Consider the following 24,276-nt stretch of genomic DNA (forward strand, 5'->3'; position numbering starts at 1 on the left):
TTTGCGCAGGGCAAACGCGAACTGAAAATATCACATTAAGAAATTGCTACGCACTATTTGAAATCTCGATGTTTCTATGCGAAACTCCGCCGCGTTCGCTGCACAGCGCACTTAAATTACAGCCACAGCCCTAAAAGGAGAGACAAGCATGTCGGCAAATCCCGAGAACCTGTTCGGCTCGGCCGCAAACGATGCGGACGCCCAGGAGACCCGTGAATGGATGGATGCACTGTCCTCCGTCATCCAGAGCGAGGGTCCGGAGCGGGCCCACTTCCTTCTCGAGCAACTGCTCGAACATGCCCGCCAGAACACGGTCGACATGCCGTTCTCGGCCAACACGGGCTACGTCAACACCATCGAGCCCTCGCAGGAGGCCCGCAGCCCCGGCAACCTCGAGATCGAACAACGTCTGCGTGCCTACATGCGCTGGAATGCCATGGCGATGGTGGTCAAGGCCAACCGCATCCACCCGCCCGAAGGCGGCGACCTCGGCGGCCACATCGGCTCCTTCGCCTCGCTGGCCAGCATGTTCGGCGCCGGCTTCAACCACTTCTGGCACGCCGAGAGCGAGAACCACGGCGGCGACCTGCTCTACATCCAGGGCCACGTTTCGCCCGGCATCTATGCCCGCGCCTACCTCGAAGGCCGCCTCTCCGAAGAGCAGCTGCTCAACTTCCGCCAGGAAGTGGACGGCAAGGGCCTGTCGAGCTACCCGCACCCCAAGCTGATGCCGGAGTTCTGGCAGTTCCCGACCGTCTCGATGGGCCTGGGGCCGCTGATGGCGATCTACCAGGCGCGCTTCCTCAAGTACCTGCATGCACGCGGCATCGCCAACACCGAGAACCGCAAGGTCTGGGTGTTCTGTGGCGACGGTGAAATGGACGAGGTGGAATCGCTGGGCGCCATCGGCCTGGCGGCGCGCGAGAACCTCGACAACCTGATCTTCGTCATCAACTGCAACCTGCAGCGCCTGGACGGTCCGGTGCGCGGCAACGGCAAGATCATCCAGGAACTGGAAGGCGAATTCCGCGGTGCCAACTGGAACGTCGTCAAGCTGATCTGGGGCAAGGGTTGGGACGCCCTGCTCGAAAAGGACCATGACGGCGCGCTGCGCAAGATCATGATGGAGTGCAACGACGGCGACTACCAGGCCATGAAGGCCAACGATGGCGCCTACGTGCGCAAGAACTTCTTCGGCCGCGACCCGCGCACGCTGAAGATGGTCGAGCACATGACCGACGACGAGGTCTGGAGCCTGCAGCGCGGCGGCCACGACTCGCAGAAGGTGTACGCCGCCTTCCACGCCGCCCAGAACCACAAGGGCCAGCCCACGGTGCTGCTCGTCAAGACCGTCAAGGGCTTCGGCATGGGCAAGATCGGCGAAGGCAAGAACACGGTCCACCAGACCAAGAAGCTCGGCGACGAGGACATCAAGGCCTTCCGCGACCGCTTCAACATTCCGATTCCTGACAGCCAGATCGCCGAGCTGCCGTTCTACAAGCCGGCCGACGACACGCCGGAAATGCGCTACCTGCACGAGCGCCGCAAGGCGCTCGGCGGCTACCTGCCGCATCGCCGCGCCAAGGCCGACGAAAGCTTCACGGTGCCCTCGCTCGACACCTTCAAGTCGGTAATCGAGCCCACGGCCGAAGGCCGCGAGATCTCGACCACGCAGGCCTACGTGCGCTTCCTCACGCAGCTGCTGCGCGACAAGGCGCTGGGCCCGCGCGTCGTGCCCATCCTGGTGGACGAGGCACGCACCTTCGGCATGGAAGGCTTGTTCCGCCAGATCGGCATCTACAACCCGCACGGTCAACAGTACACCCCGGTCGATAAAGACCAGGTCATGTACTACAAGGAAGACAAGGCCGGCCAGATCCTGCAGGAAGGCATCAACGAAGCCGGCGGCATGTCGAGCTGGATCGCGGCGGCCACGTCGTACAGCACGAACAACCGCATCATGGTGCCGTTCTATGTGTACTACTCGATGTTCGGCTTCCAGCGCATCGGCGACCTCGCCTGGGCGGCCGGCGACATGCAGGCCCGCGGCTTCCTGCTGGGCGGCACCTCGGGACGCACCACGCTGAACGGCGAAGGCCTGCAGCACGAAGACGGCCACAGCCACATCCTGGCCAACACCATCCCGAACTGCGTGAGCTACGACCCGACCTTCGCGCACGAAGTCGGCGTGATCCTGCACCATGGCCTCAAGCGCATGGTCGAGAAGCAGGACAACGTCTACTACTACCTGACGCTGCTCAACGAGAACTACGCGATGCCCGGCCTCCAGCCCGGTACCGAAGAGCAGATCATCAAGGGCATGTACCTGTCGAAGCAGGGCCCTGCGCTCAAGGCCAAGGCACCGACCGTGCAACTGCTGGGCAGCGGCACCATCCTGCGCGAAAGCTTTGCCGCGCAAGAGCTGCTCGAAAAGGACTGGGGCGTGTCGGCTTCCGTGTGGAGCTGCCCGAGCTTCAATGAGCTCACGCGTGACGGCCAGGACGCCGACCGCTGGAACCTGCTGCACCCGGACCAGACGCCGCGCGTGCCCTTCGTGGCCGAGCAGCTTGCGCCCACCACCGGCCCGGTGGTCGCCTCGACCGACTACATGAAGGCCTACGCCGAGCAGATCCGCCCCTTCATCCCGAAGGGCCGCAACTACAAGGTGCTGGGCACCGACGGCTTCGGCCGCAGCGACTTCCGAAACAAGCTGCGCGAGCACTTCGAGATCAACCGCCACTACATCGTGGTGGCTGCGCTCAAGGCGCTGAGCGAAGATGGCACCGTGCCGGTGGCCAAGGTGGTGGAAGCGATCAAGAAGTACGGCATCAATGTCGACAAGGTCAACCCGCTCTACGCCTGACCCTCAACAATCAACGAACGAAACGGCGCCTCAGGGCGGGAGACAAACGATATGGCAGCAGTGGAAGTCAAGGTGCCGGACATCGGCGATTTCGATGAAGTCGCGGTGATCGAGGTGCTCGTGAAGGTGGGCGATACGGTCAAGGCCGAGCAGTCGCTCATCACGGTGGAGTCGGACAAGGCATCGATGGAAATTCCGTCGTCGACCGCTGGCGTGGTCAAGGAGCTGAAGGTCGAGGTCGGCAGCAAGGTCAAAGAAGGCTCGGTGGTGCTCGTGCTCGAGGCCGAGGGAGCGGGTGCTGCAGCAGCACCGGCGCCCGCGGCTGCTCCGGCAGCAGCGCCGGCTCCTGCGCCGGCCGCAGCGGCCCCCGCGCCGGCTGCTCCCGCGGCAGCCCCGGCGGCCTCGGGCCCGGTGGAGGTCAAGGTGCCCGACATCGGCGACTTCAAGGACGTCGCCGTCATCGAAGTACTCGTGAAGGTGGGCGACGTGGTCAAGGCCGAGCAGTCGCTCATCACGGTGGAGTCGGACAAGGCCTCGATGGAAATTCCGTCGTCGGCTGCGGGCGTGCTCAAGGAACTCAAGGTCAAGGTGGGCGACACGGTCAACATCGGTGACCTGATCGCGGTGCTCGAAGGCGCTGCAGGGGCCGCTGCTCCGGCGCCGACCCAGGCAGCGGCTGCCGCACCGGCAACCGCAACCGCCAATGCACCTGCACCGGCTGCTGCATCGGCGCCTGCTGCCGCCGCTGCTCCGGCTCATCAGCCGACGGTCGCCCCCAGCGCCAGCCTTCCGCACGCCTCGCCCTCGGTGCGCAAGTTTGCGCGCGAACTCGGCGTGCCGCTCGAAGAGGTCAAGGGCTCCGGTCCCAAGGGCCGCATCACGCAGGAAGACATCCAGAACTTCACCAAGGCCGTGATGAGCGGCCAGGCCAGCACCAAGGCCTCGGCGGCCAAGGCTCCGGCCGGTGGTGGCGACGGCGCCGCGCTGGGCCTGATCCCATGGCCCAAGGTCGACTTCACGAAGTTCGGCACGGTCGAGCGCAAGGACCTGTCGCGCATCAAGAAGCTCAGCGGCGCGAACCTGCACCGCAACTGGGTGATGATCCCGCACGTCACCAACAACGACGAAGCCGACATCACCGAGCTCGAGGCCTTCCGCGTCTCCACCAACAAGGAGAACGAGAAATCGGGCGTGAAGGTCACGATGCTGGCCTTCGTCATTAAGGCGGTGGTCGCGGCGCTGAAGAAGTTCCCCGAGTTCAACACCAGCCTGGACGGCGACCAGCTCGTCTACAAGCAGTACTACAACATCGGCTTCGCGGCGGACACGCCCAACGGCCTCGTGGTGCCGGTGCTCAAGGATGCCGACAAGAAGGGCATCCTGCAGATCAGCGCCGAGATGGGCGAGCTCGCCAAGAAGGCGCGCGACGGCAAGCTCGGCTCGGCCGACATGCAGGGCGGCTGCTTCTCGATCAGCTCGCTGGGCGGCATCGGCGGCACGCACTTCACGCCGATCATCAACGCTCCCGAAGTGGCCATCCTCGGCCTCTCGAAGGGCCAGATGAAGCCGGTGTGGGACGGCAAGCAGTTCGTGCCGCGCCTGACGCTGCCGATGTCGCTGTCGTACGACCACCGCGTGATCGACGGCGCCCTGGCTGCGCGTTTCAACGCCTACCTGGGCCAGGTGCTCGCGGACTATCGCCGTATTCTTCTATGACCCCCCGAGCACCTGCGGTGCTCCCCCCAGAGGGGGGCGCCTCCCTTGGGGCGGCCCGGCGGGAGGCGCTATGACCACCGTAGTGGCCGTCCGCAAAGGCGGCCAGGTCACGATGGCAGCCGATTCTCTGGTGACCTTCGGCGACACGCGGCTTTCGCACCGCGCCGAGGCGAACCAGAAGATCTTCACCGTCGAGGATGCGGCGGGGCAGAGCCTGTTCGCGGTGGCTGGTGCCGCCGCGCACTTCCTGGTGCTGCAGCACGCGCTGGCCGCGCAGCCGCGCGAGCAGTTGCTGTTCGGCAGCAAGCACGAGATCTTCCGCACCTTCACGATGCTGCATCCGGTGCTGAAGGACTCGTTCTTCATGCAGACCAAGGAAGACGAGCACGAGCCCTACGAGTCGAGCCAGTTCACGATGCTGCTGGCCAACCAGAGCGGCATCTACGGCATCTATAGCTACCGCGAGGTGTTCGAGTTCAAGGAGTTCTGGGCCATCGGCTCGGGACGCAGCTTTGCGCTCGGCGCCATGCACGCGGCCTATGACATCAAGTCGCGCAACTCGCGCGACGTGGCGGAGGCAGGCATCGCCGCCGCCTGCGAATTCGATCGCAATTCGGCCCCACCGGTCGACGTTCTCACACTCAAACTGAAAGTGTCCAAATGAGCGAACAACAAATCAAGGTGCCCGACATCGGCGACTTCGACGAAGTGGCAGTGATCGAGGTGCTGGTCAATGTAGGAGACACGGTCAAGGCCGAGCAGTCGCTGATCACGGTCGAATCGGACAAGGCCTCGATGGAGATTCCGTCGTCCGCTGCCGGCGTGGTGAAGTCGCTGGCCGTGAAGGTGGGCGACAAGGTCAAGGAAGGCTCGGTGGTGCTGACGCTGGAGGTGGACGGTGCCGCGGCGGCAGCGCCCGCAGCGGCCGCACCGGCGCCCGCAACTGCGCCCCCCGCATCCAAGGCAGCGCCCGCACCGGCCCCTGCATCGGCGGCCGTGGCGGTGTCGAGCTATGGCGGCAAGGTCGATGTCGAATGCGACGTGATCGTGCTCGGCGCCGGCCCCGGCGGGTACTCGGCCGCCTTCCGTGCCGCTGACCTGGGCCTGAAGGTCGTGCTGATCGAGCGCTACGCCACCCTCGGCGGCGTGTGCCTGAACGTCGGCTGCATTCCGTCGAAGGCGCTGCTGCACGTGGCTTCCGTGATGGACGAGGTCAAGCATTTCGCCGACCTCGGCGTGAGCTTCGCCGCGCCCACGGTCGACCGCGCCAAGCTGCTCGGCCACAAGAACAAGGTGGTGGGCAAGCTCACCGGCGGCCTCACGGCCATGGCCAAGATGCGCAAGGTGACGGTGCTGCGCGGCGTCGGCAACTTCATCGATCCGTACCACCTCGAGGTGGAAGAAACCTCCGGCACGAGCTGGGACACCACCGGCAAGAAGCAGACGGTCAAGTTCCGCAACGCGATCATCGCGGCCGGTTCGCAGTCGGTGAGCCTGCCGTTCATGCCGAAGGACCCGCGCGTGGTCGACTCGACCGGCGCGCTCGAGATGGGCACCGACCCCAAGCGCATGCTGATCCTGGGCGGCGGCATCATCGGCCTCGAAATGGGCACGGTGTATTCCACGCTCGGCGCGCGCCTGGACGTGGTCGAGATGCTCGACGGCCTGATGCAGGGCGCCGACCGCGACCTCGTGAAGGTCTGGCAGAAGATGAACACCCCGCGCTTCGACAACATCATGCTCAAGACCAAGACGGTCGGCGCCGAAGCCACGAAGGAGGGCATCAAGATCACCTTCGAGGGCGAGAACGCGCCGAAGGAACCGCAGGTCTACGACCTCGTGCTGCAGGCCGTGGGCCGCAGCCCGAACGGCAAGAAGATCGGCGCCGAGAAGGCAGGCGTCACGGTGAGCGACCGGGGCTTCATTCCGGTCGACATCCAGATGCGCACCAACGTGCCCCACATCTTCGCCATCGGCGATATCGTGGGCCAGCCCATGCTGGCGCACAAGGCGGTGCACGAGGCGCACGTGGCGGCTGAAGTCATCGCCGGCGAGCAGAAGGGGGACAAGGAGTTGTCCAGCGCCGCCTTCAATGCCCGCGTGATCCCCAGCGTCGCCTACACCGACCCCGAAGTGGCGTGGGTCGGCCTCACCGAGGACCAGGCAAAGGCCGAGGGCATCAAGGTCAAGAAGGGGCACTTCCCGTGGACGGCCTCGGGCCGCGCCATTGCCAACGGCCGCGACGAGGGTTTCACCAAGCTGCTGTTCGATGCCGAAACGCACCGCATCCTCGGCGGGGGCATCGTCGGCACGCATGCCGGTGACATGATCGGCGAGATCGCTCTGGCGATCGAGATGGGCGCGGACGAGATCGACATCGGCAAGACCATCCATCCGCACCCGACGCTGGGCGAAAGCATCGGCATGGCGGCGGAAGTGGCGCATGGCACCTGCACGGACCTGCCGCCCGCGAAGAAGGCCGCATGACCCAGGGGGCGATCGAGCGCCCATGAAAAAATCCCGCCGAAGCGGGATTTTTTTCGTCCTGACTTGCGGAGGGCTCAGTTGCCGGTGTTGGCGAGAGCCGCGGCCTTGACTTCTTCCGTCGGTGCGCCGGGTACGCGGCGGGCGCCGTCGAAGCGGTGTTGCCAATAGCTTCCGTTCATGTCTTCCACGCGAACCTGGGCGCCGGAGCGGGGCGAGTGGATGAACTTGCCTTCGCCGACGTAGATGCCGACATGGCTGAAGGCGCGGCGCATGGTGTTGAAGAACACGAGATCGCCGGGCTTGAGCTGGCTGCGATCGATCTTCTCGGTGGCGGCAGCTTGCTCTTCGGCGCGGCGCGGGAGCATGTGGCCCACGGTCTGGTTGTACATGGCGCGAACGAAGCCGCTGCAATCGAAGCCCGATTCGGCGGTGTTGCCGCCGCGACGGTATGGAACGCCGAGGAAGCCGATGGCGGTCACCACGAGATCCGAAGTGCGTTCGGTGACGGTCTGGCGAACCTGCTTGAGCTGTCCGATGATGCCCTTGTCGGCGAGCATTCGTGCCAACTCGTCATCGGTCTTGTCTTGTTGGGGGGCCGCATGAACGGCGACGGCAAATAGAAGGGACGCGGGAAGGACGAAAAAACGCATGGCGCGTAGGATATTGATGACGCGCGGTTATGTCAATTTAAACAGAATTAGCGAATCCATTTGTAAGTCATTGATTTACATGGGAAATTTTAATCCGGTCCAGGAAAAAATGTAACGGCGAACGTTTATGGCCCATAAGCGGTTGACCTCGAAAGGGCCCTCGGACCTCGGGTTGATCGATGCTCTTGCTGGATTCAGTCGTTATTTCCCGTCAAGATCGCCCCAACTTCACGGAAAAGCCATGAATTTGCCGCGCTTATCACTTTTGGCTTCTCTTCGTCTCTGGACATTTGTCACGGTAATCGGTTTCTGCGCCACCGCCGCGGCGCAGATGAGGCCTGAAACGTTAGTTACCGGTCTTGAAAACCCGTGGGGCGTCGCCTTCCTCCCGGGTGGCCGTTTCGTGGTGACGGAGCGGCCCGGCCGCCTCCGGCTGGTCGGTGCCGACGGGAAGATCTCGGCGCCCATCGCGGGCTTGCCTCTCATCGCGGCGGGCGGGCAGGGCGGCTTGCTCGACGTGCTGGCCGATTCCGACTTCGAGAAAAACCGCACGCTGTACTTCTGCTTCTCCGAACCCGATGCCGGCGGTTCGGCCAACAGCACCGCGCTGGCCCGCGCCAATCTGTCGGCCGACGGCACCAAGCTCGAGGGGCTGAAGATCATCTTCAGCCAGCAGCCCAAGGTCGCGAGCCGCAACCACTTCGGCTGCCGTATCGTAGTGGCGCGCGATGGCGCGCTGTTCCTCACGCTGGGCGACCGCTTCAGTCGCAAGGAAGACGCGCAGAAGCTCGACAACCACCTGGGCAAGATCGTGCGCATCGGCAAGGACGGCACGGCGCCCAAGGACAACCCCTTCGTCGGCAAGGCGGGCGTGCTGCCCGAGATCTGGAGCTACGGCCATCGCAACGGACAGGGCGCCACGCTTGCGCCCGACGGCCGCCTCTGGATGACCGAGCACGGGCCGCAGGGCGGCGACGAAATCAACATTCCGCAGGCCGGCCGCAACTACGGCTGGCCTGTCATCACCTACGGCGAGAACTACGGCGGCGGAAAGATCGGCGACGGCATCACGGCCAAGGAGGGCATGGAGCAGCCGCTGCACTACTGGGTGCCGTCGATCGCGCCGTCCGGCATGGCGTTCCTGACCAGCGACCGCTACGGCGCGGGCTGGAAGGGCAACCTGTTCGTGGGCTCGCTCAAGTTTGGCTATCTCGACCGCATCGAGCTGAAAGGCGCAAAGGTGGTCGCCGAGCACAAGCTGCTGGCCGAGGGCCGCGCCCGCATACGCGACGTGAAGCAGGGGCCGGATGGATTGCTCTACGTGCTCACCGACGAAGCCGACGGCAAGCTGCTGCGCCTGCGGCCGAACTGAGTTCGGCGCGAATTTTCAGCCAGGGCAGCCCGGCAGCGGCAAGGTCGGCAGCATCCGGCGCCAGAGGCGGTTCCACTCAGGCCAGTCGTGGCCGCCTTCTGTCGTGAAAACGCGCTCGGGCGGCAGTACGTTCGCCAGTAGCCGGTTGCTGAAGGCAAAGCGGTCGTCCACGCCGTAGCCCAGATAGAGCGGCGGCCGCGCGCCTGCCGTGTTCGTGAAGCCCGCGTAACCGCGCAGCCATTGCCAGAGCTGCGTCTCGTTGGGCGTTCGCGGAGGGCTCGCGGCCGGGTCGACCAGCGGCCCGTTCCACCTGGCGAGGCCGCCCGCGTTGGCGATGTCCGTGCCGAGCGCGCGCTCGCCGAGATAGGGCGCGAGCGTCACCACCCCGGCGAGTTCGCCGGGGTGTGTCTGCGCATAGAGCATTCCGCCGAAACCGCCGAGGGAAATGCCGACGAACCAGATGTGGCGGTAGCCCTGGCTGCGCGCCGGCGCGACCACGTCGGCGCTCAGGCGATCGAGGATGGTCTTGTCGTTGTAGTAGCCCAGATGTGCGTCGACCAGCATCACGTCTGCCGCGACGCGATTCTCCTGAACGGCATGGACGAAGCCCTCGCGCGCGAACTCGTCGGGCGCCGAGTAGGCGCCGGGAAGCATGACCAGCAGCGTGTCGACCTCGCCGCGTGCGCAGCTGCTCTTTTCGAGCGAAGTCGCCATCGGCACCACGGCCTTGCGCACGCCGCCGCAGGCCACGGCGAGCAGCGCGGCGCCGAGGCCCAGCACCGCGAGGCACGCCCGTTTGGAGAACAGCTTCATGCGCCGCAGTTTAGGCGTGCCTCGATGCGGGCAGACGGCCCGTGCCGGCGGGCGCACGTCGAGAGAGCCCGACGCGGTCCTTTCGGTGGTACGGTTCAGCCCAACTCAACCGATACCTGAAAGACACCGCTCATGCTGCTCGACGCCTCGCTCTCCCAACTCGTTCTGGTCGACTACCAGGCGCGGCTGATGCCGGCGATCTTCGAGGGCGAGGCCGTCGCGCAGAACGCAGTGCGCCTCGGCAAGATGGCGCACCTGTTCCAGGTGCCGGTGTTCGGCACCGAGCACAACCCCTCCAGCCTTGGCGAAAACCTGCCCGACGTCCGCGCGCTGTGCCAGCGCACCCTGTCGAAGATGCATTTCAGCGGCGTGGAGGAAGGCCTCGGCGAGTGGCTGCGCGTGCCGGCCAAGGCGCCGCAGGGCAATGCGCGCAGCCTGCCCAAGCATCTGCAAAAGCCCGCCGCCGCGGCCGAGGAGCGCAACAGCATCGTGATCGCCGGCTGCGAAGCCCATGTCTGCCTGCTGCAGACCGCGCTCGACCTGCTGGAAGACGAGTTTGAAGTCTGGGTCGTGACCGATGCCTGCGGTTCGCGCACCGAGCGCAACCGCGACGCGGCCTTCGACCGGCTGGCGGGTGCCGGTGCCGAACTCGTGACGACCGAGATGGTCGGTTTCGAGTGGCTGCGCACGGCGGAACACCCCGCGTTTCCTGAATTGCTTTCGCTCGTCCGGTAACCGCATCTGCGGCGGGAGGCAGGGCTCGGCCGGATTGTTCCGGCCGTCAGCTTGCTGCAAGATCGGTCTCCATAATTATGAATTCAGTTTTGGTGGTGCCGCCAGACCCGAATGAATAACAGGAGACATACCCAGATGAGCCGCTACGAAGAGTTCTATCGCCAATCCGTCGATGCGCCCGAGGCCTTCTGGGCCGAGCAGGCGAAGCTGATCGACTGGCAAAACCCCGCGCAACAGATCCTGGATGCCAGCCAGCCGCCTTTTGCGCGCTGGTTCGTCGGCGGCACGACCAACCTGTGCCACAACGCGGTCGACCGGCATCTGGCCGCGCGGGGCGATCAGCCCGCGCTGGTCTTCGTCTCCACCGAAGCCGGCGTCGAGAAGAGCTGCAGCTTCAACGAGTTGCATGCCGAGGTGCAGCGCACCGCCGCCAGCCTGATCGAACTCGGCGTGGGCAAGGGCGATCGCGTGCTCATCTACATGCCTATGATTCCCGAAGCCGCCTTCGCGATGCTGGCCTGCGCGCGCATCGGCGCCATCCATTGCGTGGTGTTCGGCGGATTCGCCAGCGGCTCGCTGGCCACGCGCATCGAGGACGCCGAGCCCAAAGTGATCGTGAGCGCCGATGCGGGCTCGCGTGGCGGCAAGGTCATTGCGTACAAGCCCTTGCTCGACGAGGCGATCCGCCTGTCGAAACACAAGCCCTCGGCGGTGCTGCTCACGGACCGCGGCCTCGCATCCATGGACCTGACTGCGGGCCGTGACCATCTGGCCGCCGAACTCAGGCGCAAGCACCTCGACGCCAAGGTGCCCTGCACATGGCTCGCCTCCACCGACATCAGCTACACCATCTACACCAGCGGCACGACCGGCAAGCCCAAGGGCGTGCAGCGCGACGTGGGCGGCTACGCGGTCGCGCTGGCCGCCAGCATGAAGCACATCTTCGACGGCCGACCCGGCGAAACCTACTTCTCGACCAGCGACATCGGCTGGGTGGTGGGCCACAGCTACATCGTCTACGGCCCGCTCATCGCGGGCATGGCGACGATCATGTACGAGGGCCTGCCCACGCAAGGCATCGACCGGCAGCCCGACGGCGGTATCTGGTGGCGACTCGTCGAAAAGTACAAGGTGACGGTGATGTTCAGCGCCCCCACCGCGGTGCGCGTGCTCAAGAAGCAGGACCCGGCGCTGTTGAAGAAGTACGACCTGTCGAGCCTGCGCGCGCTGTTTTTGGCGGGCGAGCCGCTCGACGAGCCCACCGCACGCTGGATCAGCGAAGGCCTGGGCGTGCCGATCATCGACAACTACTGGCAGACCGAATCGGGCTGGCCGATGATCACCATCGCCAACGGCGTGGAGGCCAAGCCCAGCAAGTTCGGCAGCCCGGGCGTGCCGATGTACGGCTACCGCATCAAGATCCTGCATGAATCGACCGGCGAAGAACTGACCGCCCCGAACGAGAAGGGCGTGGTGGTGGTCGAAGGCCCGACGCCGCCCGGCTTCATGCAGACCGTGTGGAAGGACGATGCGCGCTTCGTCAACACCTACTGGAAGAGCGTGCCCGGCAAGATGGTCTACTCGACCTTCGACTGGGGCATTCGCGACGAAGACGGCTATTTCTACATCCTCGGTCGCACCGACGACGTGATCAACGTGGCGGGCCACCGCCTCGGCACGCGCGAGATCGAGGAGAGCATCTCGGGGCACGCCAACGTGGCCGAGGTCGCCGTGGTGGGCGTGGCCGACGCGCTCAAGGGCCAGGTCGCGATGGCCTTCGTCGTTCCCAAGGACGGCAAGGCCGTGGGCGGCGCCGATGCGGCACTCAAGCTCGAAGGCGAGATCATGAAGATGGTGGCCGACCAGCTCGGGGCGCTGGCGCGGCCAGCGCGCGTGCGTTTCGTGAGCGGCCTGCCCAAGACGCGCAGCGGCAAGCTGCTGCGCCGTGCCATCCAGGCCGTGTGCGAGCAGCGCGACCCGGGCGACCTGACCACCATCGACGACCCCGCCACGCTGCAGCAAATCAAACAGTTACTCTCTTCCGCCTGAATGAGCAGTGGAGGGGTTGCGAAGCTCCTTTGGGCCGTCATATGGTTGACGTGGCACAATGCCAAGGTACTCAGGCCCTTCCCCAGCCACAGTCGCATCCGCCAATCGGTTCAGCCGTGTCGCGGAAGGTTTCTTAACCAGCTAGTGCTTCCTTCAGGGAAGCGAAGGTCAGCGGATCATGAGCGATTCTTCTACGCCCACGGCGTACACAGCCTATCAAGGCAACACCTACCTCTTCGGTGGCAATGCGCCCTATGTCGAAGAGATGTACGAGAACTACCTCGCCAACCCCGGCAGCGTGCCCGACAACTGGCGTTCGTATTTCGACGCGTTGCAGAACGTTCCCGCCGCCGATGGCACCAACACCCGCGACGTTCCGCACCTGCCGGTCATCAATGCTTTCGCCGAACGCGCGAAGCAGGGCACGACCAAGGTCGTGCAGGCCAGCGGCGCCGACTCCGAGCTCGGCCGCAAGCGCACCTCGGTCCAGCAGCTGATCGCCGCCTACCGCAACGTCGGCGCCCGCTGGGCCGACCTCGATCCGCTCAAGCGCGCCGAGCGTCCCTCGATCCCGGAACTCGAACCCTCGTTCTACGGCTTCACCGACGCAGACCTCGAGACGGTGTTCAACACCAGCAACACCTTCTTCGGCAAGGAGACCATGTCGCTGCGCGACCTGCTCAACGCCTTGCGCGAAACGTACTGCGGCACGATGGGCGCCGAGTACATGTACACCACCGACCAGAACCACAAGCGCTGGTGGCAGCAGCGGCTCGAGAGCGCCCGCACCAACCCCAAGCTGAGCGCCGAGCAGAAGAAGCACGTGCTGAACCGCCTCACGGCCGCCGAAGGCCTCGAGCGCTTCCTGCATACCAAGTACGTCGGCCAAAAGCGCTTCTCGCTCGAAGGCGGCGAGAGCTTCATCGTCGCGATGGACGAACTGATCAATCAGGCCGGCGCCAAGGGCGTGCAGGAAATCGTGATCGGCATGGCCCACCGCGGCCGCCTGAACGTGCTGGTCAACTCGCTCGGCAAGATGCCGGCCGACCTGTTCGCCGAGTTCGACCACACCGCCCCCGAAGACCTGCCCAGCGGCGACGTCAAGTACCACCAGGGCTTCAGCTCGGACGTGACCACCCCCGGCGGCCCGGTGCACCTGAGCCTCGCGTTCAATCCCTCGCACCTCGAGATCGTGAACCCCGTGGTCGAAGGCTCGGTGCGCGCCCGCATGGACCGCCGCGGCGACCCGCTGGGCAAGCAGGTGCTGCCCGTGATCGTGCACGGCGACGCCGCCTTCGCAGGCCAGGGCGTCGTGATGGAAACGCTGGCGCTGGCCGAGACCCGTGGCTACTCCACCGGCGGCACGGTGCACATCGTCATCAACAACCAGATCGGCTTCACCACCAGCGACCCGCGCGACAGCCGCTCGACGCTGTACTGCTCGGACATCGTCAAGATGATCGAGGCGCCGGTGCTGCACGTGAACGGCGACGACCCCGAAGCCGTGGTGCTCGCCACCCAGATCGCGCTGGACTTCCGCATGGAATTCCAGAAGGACGTGGTCGTGGACATCATCTGCTTCCGCAAGCTGGGCCACAACGAGCAGGACACCCCCTCGCTCACCCAGCCGCTCATGTACAAGAAGATCGCAGTCCACCCCGGCACGCGCAAGCTGTACGCCGACAAGCTGGCCGCGCAAGGCCTGGGCGACACGCTCGGCGACGACATGGTCAAGGCTCAGCGCGCTGCCTTCGACGAAGGCAAGAACACCGTCGACCCCGTGCTGACCAACTTCAAGAGCAAGTACGCCGTCGACTGGAGCCCGTACCTCAACAAGAAGTGGACCGACGCCGGCGACACCGCCATTCCCTCGAGCGAGTGGAAGCGCCTGGCCGAAAAGATCACCTTCGTGCCCGAGGGCTTCACTGTGCACCCGCTCGTGAAGAAGGTGCTGGACGACCGCGCCGCCATGGGCCGCGGCGACGTGAACGTCGACTGGGGCATGGGCGAGCACATGGCCTTCGCATCGCTGGTGGCCAGCGGCTACCCGATCCGCCTGTCGGGTGAAGACTCGGGCCGCGGCACGTTCACGCACCGCCACGCCGTGCTGCACGATCAGAACCGCGAGAAGTTCGACACCGGCACCTATACGCCGCTGCAGAACGTGGCCGACAACCAGGCGCCGTTCGTCGTGATCGACTCGATCCTGTCGGAGGAGGCCGTGCTCGCATTCGAATACGGCTACGCCTCGAACGACCCGAACACGCTCGTGATCTGGGAAGCCCAGTTCGGCGACTTCGTGAACGGCGCGCAGGTGGTGATCGACCAGTTCATCGCTTCCGGCGAAGTGAAGTGGGGCCGCGTCAATGGCCTCACGATGATGCTGCCGCACGGCTATGAAGGCCAGGGCCCCGAGCACAGCTCGGCTCGCCTGGAGCGCTTCATGCAGCTGAGCGCCGACACCAACATGCAGGTGGTGCAGCCGACCACGGCCAGCCAGATCTTCCACGTGCTGCGCCGCCAGATGGTGCGCAACCTGCGCAAGCCGCTGATCATCCTGACGCCCAAGTCGCTGCTGCGCAACAAGGACGCGACCTCGCCGCTGTCCGAGTTCACCAAGGGCAGCTTCCAGACCGTCATTCCCGACAGCAAGGGCCTGAAGGCCGAGAAGGTCAAGCGCCTGATCGCCTGCTCCGGCAAGGTCTACTACGACCTGGCCAAGAAGCGCGAAGAGCAGGGCACCGAGGACGTGGCGATCATCCGCGTCGAGCAGCTCTACCCCTTCCCGCACAAGGCTTTCGCTGCCGAGATCAAGAAGTACCCGAACCTCGTCGACGTGGTGTGGTGCCAGGACGAGCCGCAGAACCAGGGCGCCTGGTTCTTCGTGCAGCACTACATCCACGAAAACATGCAGGACGGCCAGAAGCTCGGCTACTCCGGCCGTGCTGCCTCGGCATCGCCGGCGGTGGGCTACTCGCACCTGCACCAGGAACAGCAGAAGGCGCTCGTCGATGGCGCGTTCGGCAAGCTCAAGGGCTTCGTGCTGACCAAGTAATCAAAAGCCTTTTTTCACACGAACACCCTGAAGAAAAAATCGGAGCTCACTCCAAATGTCTATCGTAGAAGTCAAAGTCCCCCAGCTTTCCGAATCCGTGGCCGAAGCCACCATGCTCACCTGGAAGAAGAAGGCCGGCGAAGCCGTCGCCGTCGATGAAATCCTGATCGAAATCGAGACCGACAAGGTCGTGCTGGAAGTGCCCGCGCCCTCGGCTGGCGTGCTGGCCGAAATCGTGCAGCCCGACGGCGCCACCGTGGTGGCCGATCAGCTGATCGCCAAGATCGACACCGATGGCAAGGCTTCGGCCGCCGCACCGGCGGCTGCGCCTGCCGCAGCTCCGGCTGCCGCCGCGCCTGCACCGGCAGCTGCTGCCGCCGCCACCGGCGGTTCGAAGGCCGACGTGGCCATGCCCGCCGCCGCCAAGCTGCTGGCCGACAACAACCTGAAGACCAGCGACGTGGCCGGCACCGGCAAGGACGGCCGTGTCACCAAGGGCGACGTGCTCGGCGCGGTCGCTTCGGGCGCCAAGCCCGCGGCCACCATTCCCGCACCGGCCACCAAGCCCGCACTGCCGCAAGTCGCCGCGCCCACCAGCGCGCCCGACCTGGGCGAGCGCCCCGAGCAGCGCGTGCCGATGAGCCGCCTGCGCGCCCGTATCGCCGAGCGCTTGCTGCAGTCGCAATCGACCAACGCCATCCTGACGACCTTCAATGAAGTGAACATGGCGCCCGTCATGGAGCTGCGCAAGCGCTTCCAGGACAGCTTCACCAAGGAACACGGCGTGAAGCTCGGCTTCATGAGCTTCTTCGTGAAAGCCGCGGTGCATGCACTGAAGAAGTACCCGGTGATCAACGCCTCGGTCGACGGCAACGACATCCTGTACCACGGCTACTTCGACATCGGTATCGCCGTCGGTTCGCCGCGCGGCCTGGTGGTGCCGATCCTGCGCAATGCCGACCAGATGAGCTTTGCCGACATCGAGAAGAAGATCGCCGAGTTCGGCAAGAAGGCACAAGACGGCAAGCTGGGCATCGAAGACATGACCGGCGGCACGTTCTCCATCTCGAATGGCGGCACCTTCGGCTCGATGCTCTCGACCCCGATCATCAACCCGCCCCAGTCGGCCATCCTCGGCGTGCACGCCACCAAGGACCGCGCCGTGGTCGAGAACGGCCAGATCGTCGTTCGCCCGATGAACTACCTCGCCATGAGCTACGACCACCGCATCATCGACGGCCGTGAAGCCGTGCTGGGCCTGGTCGCCATGAAGGAAGCGCTGGAAGACCCGTCGCGCCTGCTGTTCGACATCTGATCCGGGAGAAAGAACCAGATGGCAAACAAGCAATTCGACGTCGTCGTCATCGGCGGCGGCCCCGGCGGCTACATCGCGGCGATCCGCGCCGCGCAGCTCGGCTTCAACGTGGCCTGCATCGACGAGTGGAAGAACGGCAAGGGCGGCCCCGCACCGGGCGGCACCTGCACCAACGTCGGCTGCATCCCCTCGAAGGCGCTGCTGCAATCGTCGGAGCACTTCGAGCAGGCCGGCCACCACTTCGCGGACCACGGCATCAAGGTCGAAGGCCTGGGCCTCGACATCGACAAGATGCTGGCCCGCAAGGACCAGGTCGTGAAGCAGAACAACGACGGCATCCTGTATCTGTTCAAGAAGAACAAGATCAGCTTCTTCCATGGCCGCGGCTCGTTCGTGAAGACCGATGCAGCCGGCTACGAGATCAAGGTGGCGGGCGCCGCCGAAGAGTCGATCAGCGGCAAGCACATCATCGTGGCCACGGGCTCCAATGCCCGCGCGCTGCCGGGCACGCCGTTCGACGAGGAGAACATCCTCTCGAACGACGGCGCGCTGCGCATCGGCGCTGTGCCGAAGAAGCTGGGCCTGATCGGTTCGGGTGTCATCGGCCTCGAGATGGGTTCGGTGTGGCGCCGCCTCGGCGCGGAAGTCACGGTGCTCGAAGCACTGCCGACGTTCCTGGGCGCTGTGGACGAGCAGATCGCCAAGGAAGCCAAGAAAGCCTTCGACAAGCAGAAGCTCAAGATCGAGCTCGGCGTGAAGGTCGGCGAGATCAAGTCGTCGAAGAAGGGCGTGAGCGTTGCCTGGACCAACGCCAAGGGCGAAGCCCAGACGCTGGAAGTCGACAAGCTGATCGTGTCGATCGGCCGCGTGCCCAACACCATCGGCCTGAATGCCGAAGCCGTGGGCCTGAAGCTCGACGAGCGCGGCGCCATCAACGTCGATGACGACTGCAAGACCAACCTGCCCAACGTCTGGGCCATCGGCGACGTGGTGCGCGGCCCGATGTTGGCGCACAAGGCCGAGGAAGAGGGCGTTGCCGTGGCGGAGCGCATCGCGGGCCAGCATGGCCACGTGAACTTCAACACGGTCCCGTGGGTGATCTACACCAGCCCCGAGATCGCATGGGTCGGCCAGACCGAGCAGCAGCTCAAGGCCGCGGGCCGTGCGTACAAGGCCGGCACCTTCCCGTTCCTCGCGAACGGTCGCGCGCGCGCGCTGGGCGACACGACCGGCATGGTCAAGTTCCTGGCCGACGCAGCGACCGACGAGATCCTGGGCGTGCACATCGTGGGTCCGCAAGCGAGCGAACTGATCTCCGAAGCCGTGGTGGCGATGGAGTTCAAGGCCAGCGCGGAAGACATCGCGCGCATCTGCCATGCGCACCCGTCGCTGTCGGAAGCCACGAAGGAAGCGGCACTCGCCGTGGACAAGCGCACGCTGAACTTCTGATCTCACCGATCTTTTGACAAGCGTCAAACAGGCTTACGAGGCGGAACTCGCTACGCGCGGGTTCAGGAGCGATCCCGCGCAGCTGCGCGCCGTGGAGGCGCTGGATCGCTGCGCCAACGAATGGGCCGCCTACAAGGCCCAGCGCTCGAATGCGCTGAAGAAGTTCATCAACCGGCCGGAGCTCCCGCGCGGCGTCTACATGTACGGTGGCGTCGGTCGGGGCAAGAGCTTCCTGATGGACCTGTTCTTCAATGCGGTGCCGCTGCGGCGCAAGACGCGCCTGCACTTTCACGAGTTCATGCGGGAAGTGCACCGCGAGCTGCGCGAGTTGCAGGGCACGGTGAACCCGCTCGACGAGCTGGGGCTGCGCATATCGAAGCGCTACAAGCTGATCTGCTTCGACGAGTTCCATGTGGCGGACATCACCGACGCGATGATTCTTCATCGGCTGCTGGTGTCGCTGTTCGAGAACGGCGTGGGCTTTGTCACCACCTCGAACTTCAAGCCCGACGATCTGTATCCCGGTGGCTTGCACCGCGACCGCATCCTGCCGGCCATTGCGCTCCTGAACGAGAAGCTAGAAGTGCTGAGCGTCGACAACGGCACCGACTACCGGCGTCGCACGCTCGAACAGCTGCGCATGTACCTCACGCCGAACGACGGTGCCGCCGAGAAGGAGATGCGCAAGGCCTTCGACAAGCTGGCCGAGACGGCTGACGAAAACCCGATCCTGCACATCGAGCAGCGCGAGATCCGCGCACTGCGCAAGGCCGGCGGCGTGGTCTGGTTCGATTTCAAGACGCTGTGCGGCGGTCCGCGCTCGCAGAACGACTACCTCGAGATCGCGAGCCAGTTCCACACGGTGCTGCTGTCCGACGTGCCGCACATGCCGGTGCGCATGGCCTCGGAAGCGCGTCGTTTCACCTGGCTGGTCGACGTCTTGTACGACCGGCGCTGCAAGCTCATCATGTCGGCTGAGGTTCCGCCCGAGGCGTTGTACACGGAAGGGCCGCTGTCGCACGAGTTTCCGCGCACGGTCTCCCGGCTCACCGAAATGCAATCGAGCGAGTTTCTCGCCCTCGAACGCCGCATCGTCGACACCCGACTCACATGAAAAAAATCGCTCTTGCCCTGCTGATGACGTTGGCCAGCCTTCCGCTGTGGGCACAGTCCAATGCCGCTACGGGCAGTGCCGACCTCGAGGCCGAGAAGCGCCGGCTCTCCAGCGAGCGCGAGGTCATCGAGAAGCGTTTTGTCGAAGAGCGGGCCGCCTGCTACAAGAAGTTCGCGGTGGAAGACTGCCTGCGCGAGAGCCGGAGCCGGCGTCGCAAGGAAACCGACAATATCAAGCGGCAGGAAACAGCGATCAACGACATCCAGCGCCAGCGCAGCGGCGCGGCCGAGCTGCAAAAGCTTGACCAGAAGGCCGGCACCCAGCGCCCGCAGGACACCCGCGAGAAGCAGGAGGAGTCGATCCAGGGCCAGAGGGACCGCGAGCAGCGCGCGGCCGACCATGCGGCCAGCCGCGCCGCCACGGCCGCCGATGCTGCCGAGCGCGAACGCCAGTTTCGGTCCAAGCAGCAGGCCCATTCCGACGAGCAGGCCAAGGCCGCCCAGCGGCAGGCCGAGGCGCCTGCCGCCGTCAAGCGTTTCGAAGACAAACAGAAGCGGGCCGAAGAGCACAGGGCCAGCCGCGAGCGGCAGAACGCCAATCGCAGCAAGCCGCGCGCGGCGCCGTTGCCGCCGCCGCCGGCCGCACCCTGAGCGGGGCAAGAAGGCAGGGGCGCCGCTCAGGCGGTTGTCGCCGGCAGCGGATCGAACTTCAGGACGACAATCGAGATGTTGTCGCCCGTGCCCCGGGCTCGACGGCGCGCTTCACCCACCAGGATTTCGACCGCATCGCGCGGCGGCTGCGCGTACAGCACGCTCGCCAGCTCTTCGGGGCTGAAGTAATGCCACAGTCCGTCGCTGCAGGCCATCAGCAGGTCGCCCGGTTCCATCTTCGGAATGTAGTAGGGGTCGATGGGCGGCGGCGTGGTCGTCATGCCCAGGCAGCCGAGCAGGATGTTGCCTTGCGGATGGACGTTGGCCTGGGCCTCGGTGATCTGGCCGCGGTCGATCAGCACCTGCACGTACGAATGGTCGCGCGTGCGCTTGACGAGCTGCCCGTCATGGAAGTGATAGATGCGCGAGTCGCCGGCATGGATCCAGGCACAGTCGCCCTTGGGGGTCATGAGGAAGGCCGCGAGCGTGCTGTGCGGCTCCTGTTCGCTGGAAACGGCGGTGAGCTTGATGACCGTGTGCGAGTCTTCGAGGATCTGCTTCAGCACGGCTTCGGGGTCGTCGCGGCTGGGCTGGTAGCGGGCGAAGAGCTGGCGTGCCGTCATCAGCACCTGATCGGAGGCCTTGCGCCCGCCGCTGCGCCCGCCCATGCCGTCGGCCACGATGCCCAGCACGCAGCCAGGCACGCGCGGATGGCTCATCATCAGCACCTGGTCTTGTTGGTACGGGCGGTCTCCCTTGTGGAGTCCGGTGGCCGCGGCGAGTCGAAAGCCTTGGGTCATGAGGCATATGCGCCGAAGCGCGTGTTTCTGTCTTCTCGGAGATTCGTGTCAGGACGTATTATCGAATGAACATGCGCCGCGAAAACCTCGCAGCCGCTCCCCACCGTTGGACTCCAATCTTCACTCCCTTTCCCGCCAGCTGATCGAATTGCGCATCGAGCATGCCGATCTCGACGCCACCATCGACCGGCTGGCCGAGGGCTCGCCGCAAGACGAGCTGTTGCTGCGGCGCCTGAAAAAGCGCCGCCTCGCACTGCGCGACCAGATCGCGCGCCTCGAAAACGACCTCGACCCGAAAGAGCCGGCGTGACGGGGGCGCTCGAAGACCAGGTGCGCGACGCCTTCGCGCAGGACGGTGCGCTGTCGCGTGCCGCCGAGCAGTTCCGCGAGCGCGCGGGTCAGACCGAGATGGCGATAGCCGTGGCCCGCACCATCGACCAGGGCGGCGTGCTGGTGGTCGAAGCGGGCACCGGGGTGGGCAAGACTTTTTCGTATCTCGTGCCGGCCCTGCTGAGCGGCGAACGCGTACTGCTCTCGACCGCCACCAAGACGCTGCAGGACCAGCTGTTCGGCCGCGACCTGCCGCGTCTTGTCGAAGCCTTCGGCCTGCCAGTGCGCACCGCGCTGCTCAAGGGGCGCGGCAGCTATCTTTGCCTGCACCGGCTCGATCTGGCGCGCCACGATGCCTCATTGCCTGAACGCGGCAGCTTGCGCACGCTCGCCAAGATCGAGCAGTGGTCGAAGGCCACGCGCACCGGCGACATGGCCGAGCTGCCGGGGCTGGACGAGCGCTCGCCGCTGATCCCGCTGATCACCTCCACGCGAGAGAACTGCCTGGGCGCGCAATGCCCGCAGTTCAAGCCCTGCCATGTCAACCTGGCACGGCGCGAGGCGCTGGCGGCCGACATCGTGGTCATCAACCACCATCTGTTCTTTGCCGACCTCGCGGTGCGCGAGACCGGCATGGCGGAGCTTCTGCCGACCGTGAGCGTGGTGGTGTTCGACGAAGCGCACCAGCTCAACGAAACCGGCGTGCAGTTTCTCGGTGCGCAGCTCGGCAGCGGGCAGGCGCTCGACTTTGCGCGCGACATGCTGGGTGCCGGCCTGCAGCATGCGCGCGGCCTGGTCGACTGGCAGCAACTGGTCGCGGCAGTCGAGCGCGCCGCGCGCGAACTGCGGCTCGTGGTCGGCAAGCAATGGCCCGGCGCCAAGCTGCGCTGGCTGGGTGCCTCGCCCGAGGGTGTCGATCCCGATGCGTGGCAGCAAGCGCTGGACGACCTGCTGCAAGCGTTCGAGCTGTCGGCCGAGGGGCTCGCCACCGTCAGCGAAATCTCGCCCGACTTCGTGCGGCTGCACGAGCGGGCCCGCCAACTCGCGAAGCGCATCGCGCGCTTCGCCCTGCCATGCGAGATCGATTCGGTGCGCTGGGTCGATGTGGGCTCGCAGCTGCGGCTCATCGAATCGCCGCTGGACATCGCCGACGCCATGCGCAAGCGGGTGCTCAAGATCGCCGAAGCAGACCCCGATGCGGCCGATGGCGACGACGAGGATCTCGACGGCTATGGCGAGCGGCCGGCGCGCGAGACGGCGGCGCAGCAAGATGGCGGCCGCGCCTGGGTCTTCACCTCCGCAACGCTGGGCGACGAGCCCACGCTGCGCTGGTTCACCGAGCCCTGCGGCCTGCAGGACGCGGAAGTGCTGCGCGTGCAAAGCCCGTTCGACTATGCCTCGCAGGCTGCGCTCTATGTGCCGCGTGCGTTTCCCAAGCCCAACGATCCGTCGCACAGCCAGCGCGTCGCGCAACTGGCCGCGCGCGGCGCGACCGAGCTGGGCGGCCGCACGCTGGTGCTGACGACCACGCTTCGCGCACTGCGCACCATCGGCGACGAGATGAGGCAGCAATTCGAACTGCTCGACGTGCAAGCGCGCCCCGAAGTGCTGGTGCAGGGCGAGCTGCCCAAGCGCGTGCTGATGGATCGCTTCCGCGAAGGCGCGAGCGCCGGGCGCGCAGGCTGCGTGCTGGTGGCGTCGGCCTCGTTCTGGGAAGGCTTCGACGCACCGGGCGATGTGTTGCAACTGGTGGTGATCGACAAGCTGCCGTTCCCGCCGCCGAACGATCCGCTGGTCGAGGCGCGCTCACAGCGCCTTGAAGCGCAGGGGCGCAGTTCGTTTGCCGACTATTCGCTGCCCGAGGCGGCCGTGGCGCTCAAGCAGGGGGCGGGCCGATTGATTCGGCGCGAAACCGACAGCGGCGTACTGGCGATCTGCGATACGCGCCTGGTGGCCATGGGCTACGGCCGCCGGTTGCTGGCGGCGCTGCCACCGATGCGGCGGCTCGAAAACGAATCGGATTTCGAGGCCGCGCTGGACGCACTCAAGACTTAGTTAGGGGCTACCAGAGCTTCCACCAGGGATCGTCCTTGCCCTTGAAGCCGTTCGCGAGGTAGGTGCTCTTCGGATAGTTGGTGGTCAGCACGCGTTGGGTGTCGTCGCGCAGGTCCTTCATGCCGAGGGCGTCGTACGACTTCACCATGATGTACAGGGCTTCTTCGAGCGCCGGTACTTCGCGGTAGTCGGACAGCGCGACCTGGGCGCGGTTGATGGCCGCCAGGTAAGCGCCGCGCGAATAGTAGTAGCGCGCCACGTGAACTTCGTACTGCGCGAGCGAGTTCACGATGTAGTTCATGCGCTGGCGCGCGTCAGGGGTGTAGCGCGACTCGGGGAAGCGCGTGACGAGGTCCTTGAACGACTCGAAAGATTCCTTGGCGGCCTTCTGGTCGCGCTCGGACAGGTCCTGGCGCGTCATGAACGCGAACATGCCAAGGTCGTCGTTGAAGTTGATCACGCCCTTGAGGTAGAGCGCATAGTCGATGGCGGGGCTCGCCGGATGCAGCTTCATGAAGCGGTCGACAGTGGCGATGGCGTTCGCCTTTTCGCCCGACTTGTACTGGGCGTAGGCCTTTTCGAGCTGCGCCTGCTGCGCGAGCGGCGTGCCGGCGGCGCGGCCTTCGAGCTTCTCGTACAGCGGCACGGCCTTGTCGTAGGCGCCCGATCCGGCCTCGTCCTTGGCTTCCGAATAGATACGGTTGGGGCTCCAGTTGGCGGTCTTGTCGACGGAGGTCGACGAGCAGCCAGCAGCCAGCACAGCCGCGGCGCTGAGCGCGATCCAGGCGGGGACCGATAATTTGGCGCGAAACATCACATACGG

The 24,276-nt window shown here is 65.6% G+C and carries 18 protein-coding genes; 14 read left to right on the forward strand and 4 right to left on the reverse strand.

Features of this window, described 5'->3' with window-relative positions; genetic code table 11:
• The first annotated feature begins 148 nt into the window (after positions 1-148).
• From aceE to lpdA (ACCD11_RS16310), 4 genes are all read left to right on the forward strand, one after another.
• Positions 149-2,863 (forward strand): pyruvate dehydrogenase (acetyl-transferring), homodimeric type, encoded by a 2,715-nt coding sequence (aceE, locus tag ACCD11_RS16295; protein ID WP_007828218.1) that lies wholly within the window; start codon positions 149-151, stop codon positions 2,861-2,863.
• Positions 2,864-2,914: 51 nt separating this feature from the next.
• Entirely contained in the window at positions 2,915-4,579 is a 1,665-nt protein-coding gene (aceF, locus tag ACCD11_RS16300; protein WP_413314671.1) for a dihydrolipoyllysine-residue acetyltransferase, read from the forward strand.
• Between the two features lie 70 nt (positions 4,580-4,649).
• Positions 4,650-5,243: an MFS transporter gene (locus tag ACCD11_RS16305; RefSeq protein ID WP_007828222.1), complete on the forward strand. Its 594-nt coding sequence runs from the start codon at positions 4,650-4,652 to the stop codon at positions 5,241-5,243.
• Complete coding sequence (gene lpdA, locus ACCD11_RS16310; protein ID WP_413314672.1) at positions 5,240-7,066, forward strand: dihydrolipoyl dehydrogenase; 1,827 nt, start codon at positions 5,240-5,242, stop codon at positions 7,064-7,066. The genes ACCD11_RS16305 and lpdA (ACCD11_RS16310) overlap by 4 nt, the downstream gene beginning before the upstream one ends.
• A gap of 74 nt (positions 7,067-7,140) precedes the next feature.
• Here lpdA (ACCD11_RS16310) and ACCD11_RS16315 read toward each other — a convergent pair whose 3' ends face one another.
• On the reverse strand, positions 7,141-7,716 hold the full coding sequence (locus ACCD11_RS16315; protein WP_413314674.1) for a C40 family peptidase: 576 nt from the start codon (positions 7,714-7,716) through the stop codon (positions 7,141-7,143).
• 241 nt (positions 7,717-7,957) lie between these two features.
• Between ACCD11_RS16315 and ACCD11_RS16320 the strand changes: the two genes are divergently transcribed.
• Positions 7,958-9,088, forward strand: a complete 1,131-nt coding sequence (locus ACCD11_RS16320) for a PQQ-dependent sugar dehydrogenase (RefSeq protein ID WP_413314676.1) — start codon at positions 7,958-7,960, stop codon at positions 9,086-9,088.
• 15 nt (positions 9,089-9,103) lie between these two features.
• On the opposite strand, the gene ACCD11_RS16325 is transcribed toward ACCD11_RS16320, so the two are convergent.
• Positions 9,104-9,901 carry an alpha/beta hydrolase gene (locus ACCD11_RS16325; RefSeq protein WP_413314678.1) on the reverse strand — a complete coding sequence of 266 codons (798 nt, stop codon included), beginning with the start codon at positions 9,899-9,901 and terminating at the stop codon, positions 9,104-9,106.
• Positions 9,902-10,033: 132 nt separating this feature from the next.
• On the opposite strand from ACCD11_RS16325, the gene ACCD11_RS16330 reads away from it, so the two are divergent.
• The 7 genes from ACCD11_RS16330 (at position 10,034) to ACCD11_RS16360 (ending at position 20,268) form a co-directional block, all read left to right on the forward strand.
• A complete protein-coding gene (locus tag ACCD11_RS16330) occupies positions 10,034-10,636 on the forward strand; it encodes an isochorismatase family protein (RefSeq protein ID WP_413314679.1) in 603 nt (200 codons plus the stop codon).
• A gap of 111 nt (positions 10,637-10,747) precedes the next feature.
• Complete coding sequence (locus ACCD11_RS16335) at positions 10,748-12,685, forward strand: propionate--CoA ligase (RefSeq protein ID WP_413314680.1); 1,938 nt, start codon at positions 10,748-10,750, stop codon at positions 12,683-12,685.
• Between the two features lie 178 nt (positions 12,686-12,863).
• Complete coding sequence (locus ACCD11_RS16340) at positions 12,864-15,740, forward strand: 2-oxoglutarate dehydrogenase E1 component (RefSeq protein ID WP_007828239.1); 2,877 nt, start codon at positions 12,864-12,866, stop codon at positions 15,738-15,740.
• A 55-nt stretch (positions 15,741-15,795) separates the two neighbouring features.
• Positions 15,796-17,055 carry a 2-oxoglutarate dehydrogenase complex dihydrolipoyllysine-residue succinyltransferase gene (gene odhB / locus ACCD11_RS16345; protein ID WP_413314681.1) on the forward strand — a complete coding sequence of 420 codons (1,260 nt, stop codon included), beginning with the start codon at positions 15,796-15,798 and terminating at the stop codon, positions 17,053-17,055.
• 18 nt (positions 17,056-17,073) lie between these two features.
• Positions 17,074-18,504: a dihydrolipoyl dehydrogenase gene (gene lpdA, locus ACCD11_RS16350; RefSeq protein WP_413314683.1), complete on the forward strand. Its 1,431-nt coding sequence runs from the start codon at positions 17,074-17,076 to the stop codon at positions 18,502-18,504.
• A 13-nt stretch (positions 18,505-18,517) separates the two neighbouring features.
• Positions 18,518-19,618, forward strand: coding sequence for a cell division protein ZapE (gene zapE, locus ACCD11_RS16355; RefSeq protein WP_007828243.1), 1,101 nt, complete (start codon positions 18,518-18,520; stop codon positions 19,616-19,618).
• Positions 19,615-20,268, forward strand: coding sequence for a hypothetical protein (locus ACCD11_RS16360; protein WP_413314685.1), 654 nt, complete (start codon positions 19,615-19,617; stop codon positions 20,266-20,268). Before zapE ends, ACCD11_RS16360 begins: the two co-directional genes overlap by 4 nt.
• 26 nt (positions 20,269-20,294) lie before the next feature.
• Here ACCD11_RS16360 and ACCD11_RS16365 read toward each other — a convergent pair whose 3' ends face one another.
• Positions 20,295-21,068, reverse strand: a complete 774-nt coding sequence (locus ACCD11_RS16365) for a PP2C family protein-serine/threonine phosphatase (protein ID WP_007828247.1) — start codon at positions 21,066-21,068, stop codon at positions 20,295-20,297.
• 106 nt (positions 21,069-21,174) lie between these two features.
• On the opposite strand from ACCD11_RS16365, the gene ACCD11_RS16370 reads away from it, so the two are divergent.
• Positions 21,175-21,378, forward strand: a complete 204-nt coding sequence (locus tag ACCD11_RS16370) for a YdcH family protein (protein WP_007828249.1) — start codon at positions 21,175-21,177, stop codon at positions 21,376-21,378.
• The gene (locus ACCD11_RS16375; protein ID WP_413314686.1) at positions 21,375-23,453 is read left to right on the forward strand and encodes an ATP-dependent DNA helicase; all 2,079 of its coding nucleotides are present in this window, start codon (positions 21,375-21,377) and stop codon (positions 23,451-23,453) included. Before ACCD11_RS16370 ends, ACCD11_RS16375 begins: the two co-directional genes overlap by 4 nt.
• A 7-nt stretch (positions 23,454-23,460) precedes the next feature.
• Here ACCD11_RS16375 and ACCD11_RS16380 read toward each other — a convergent pair whose 3' ends face one another.
• A complete protein-coding gene (locus tag ACCD11_RS16380) occupies positions 23,461-24,267 on the reverse strand; it encodes an outer membrane protein assembly factor BamD (protein WP_007828252.1) in 807 nt (268 codons plus the stop codon).
• Between the last annotated feature and the right edge of the window lie 9 nt (positions 24,268-24,276).

Source organism: Variovorax sp. Varisp36 (assembly GCF_047304235.1).
Lineage (GTDB): Bacteria > Pseudomonadota > Gammaproteobacteria > Burkholderiales > Burkholderiaceae_C > Variovorax.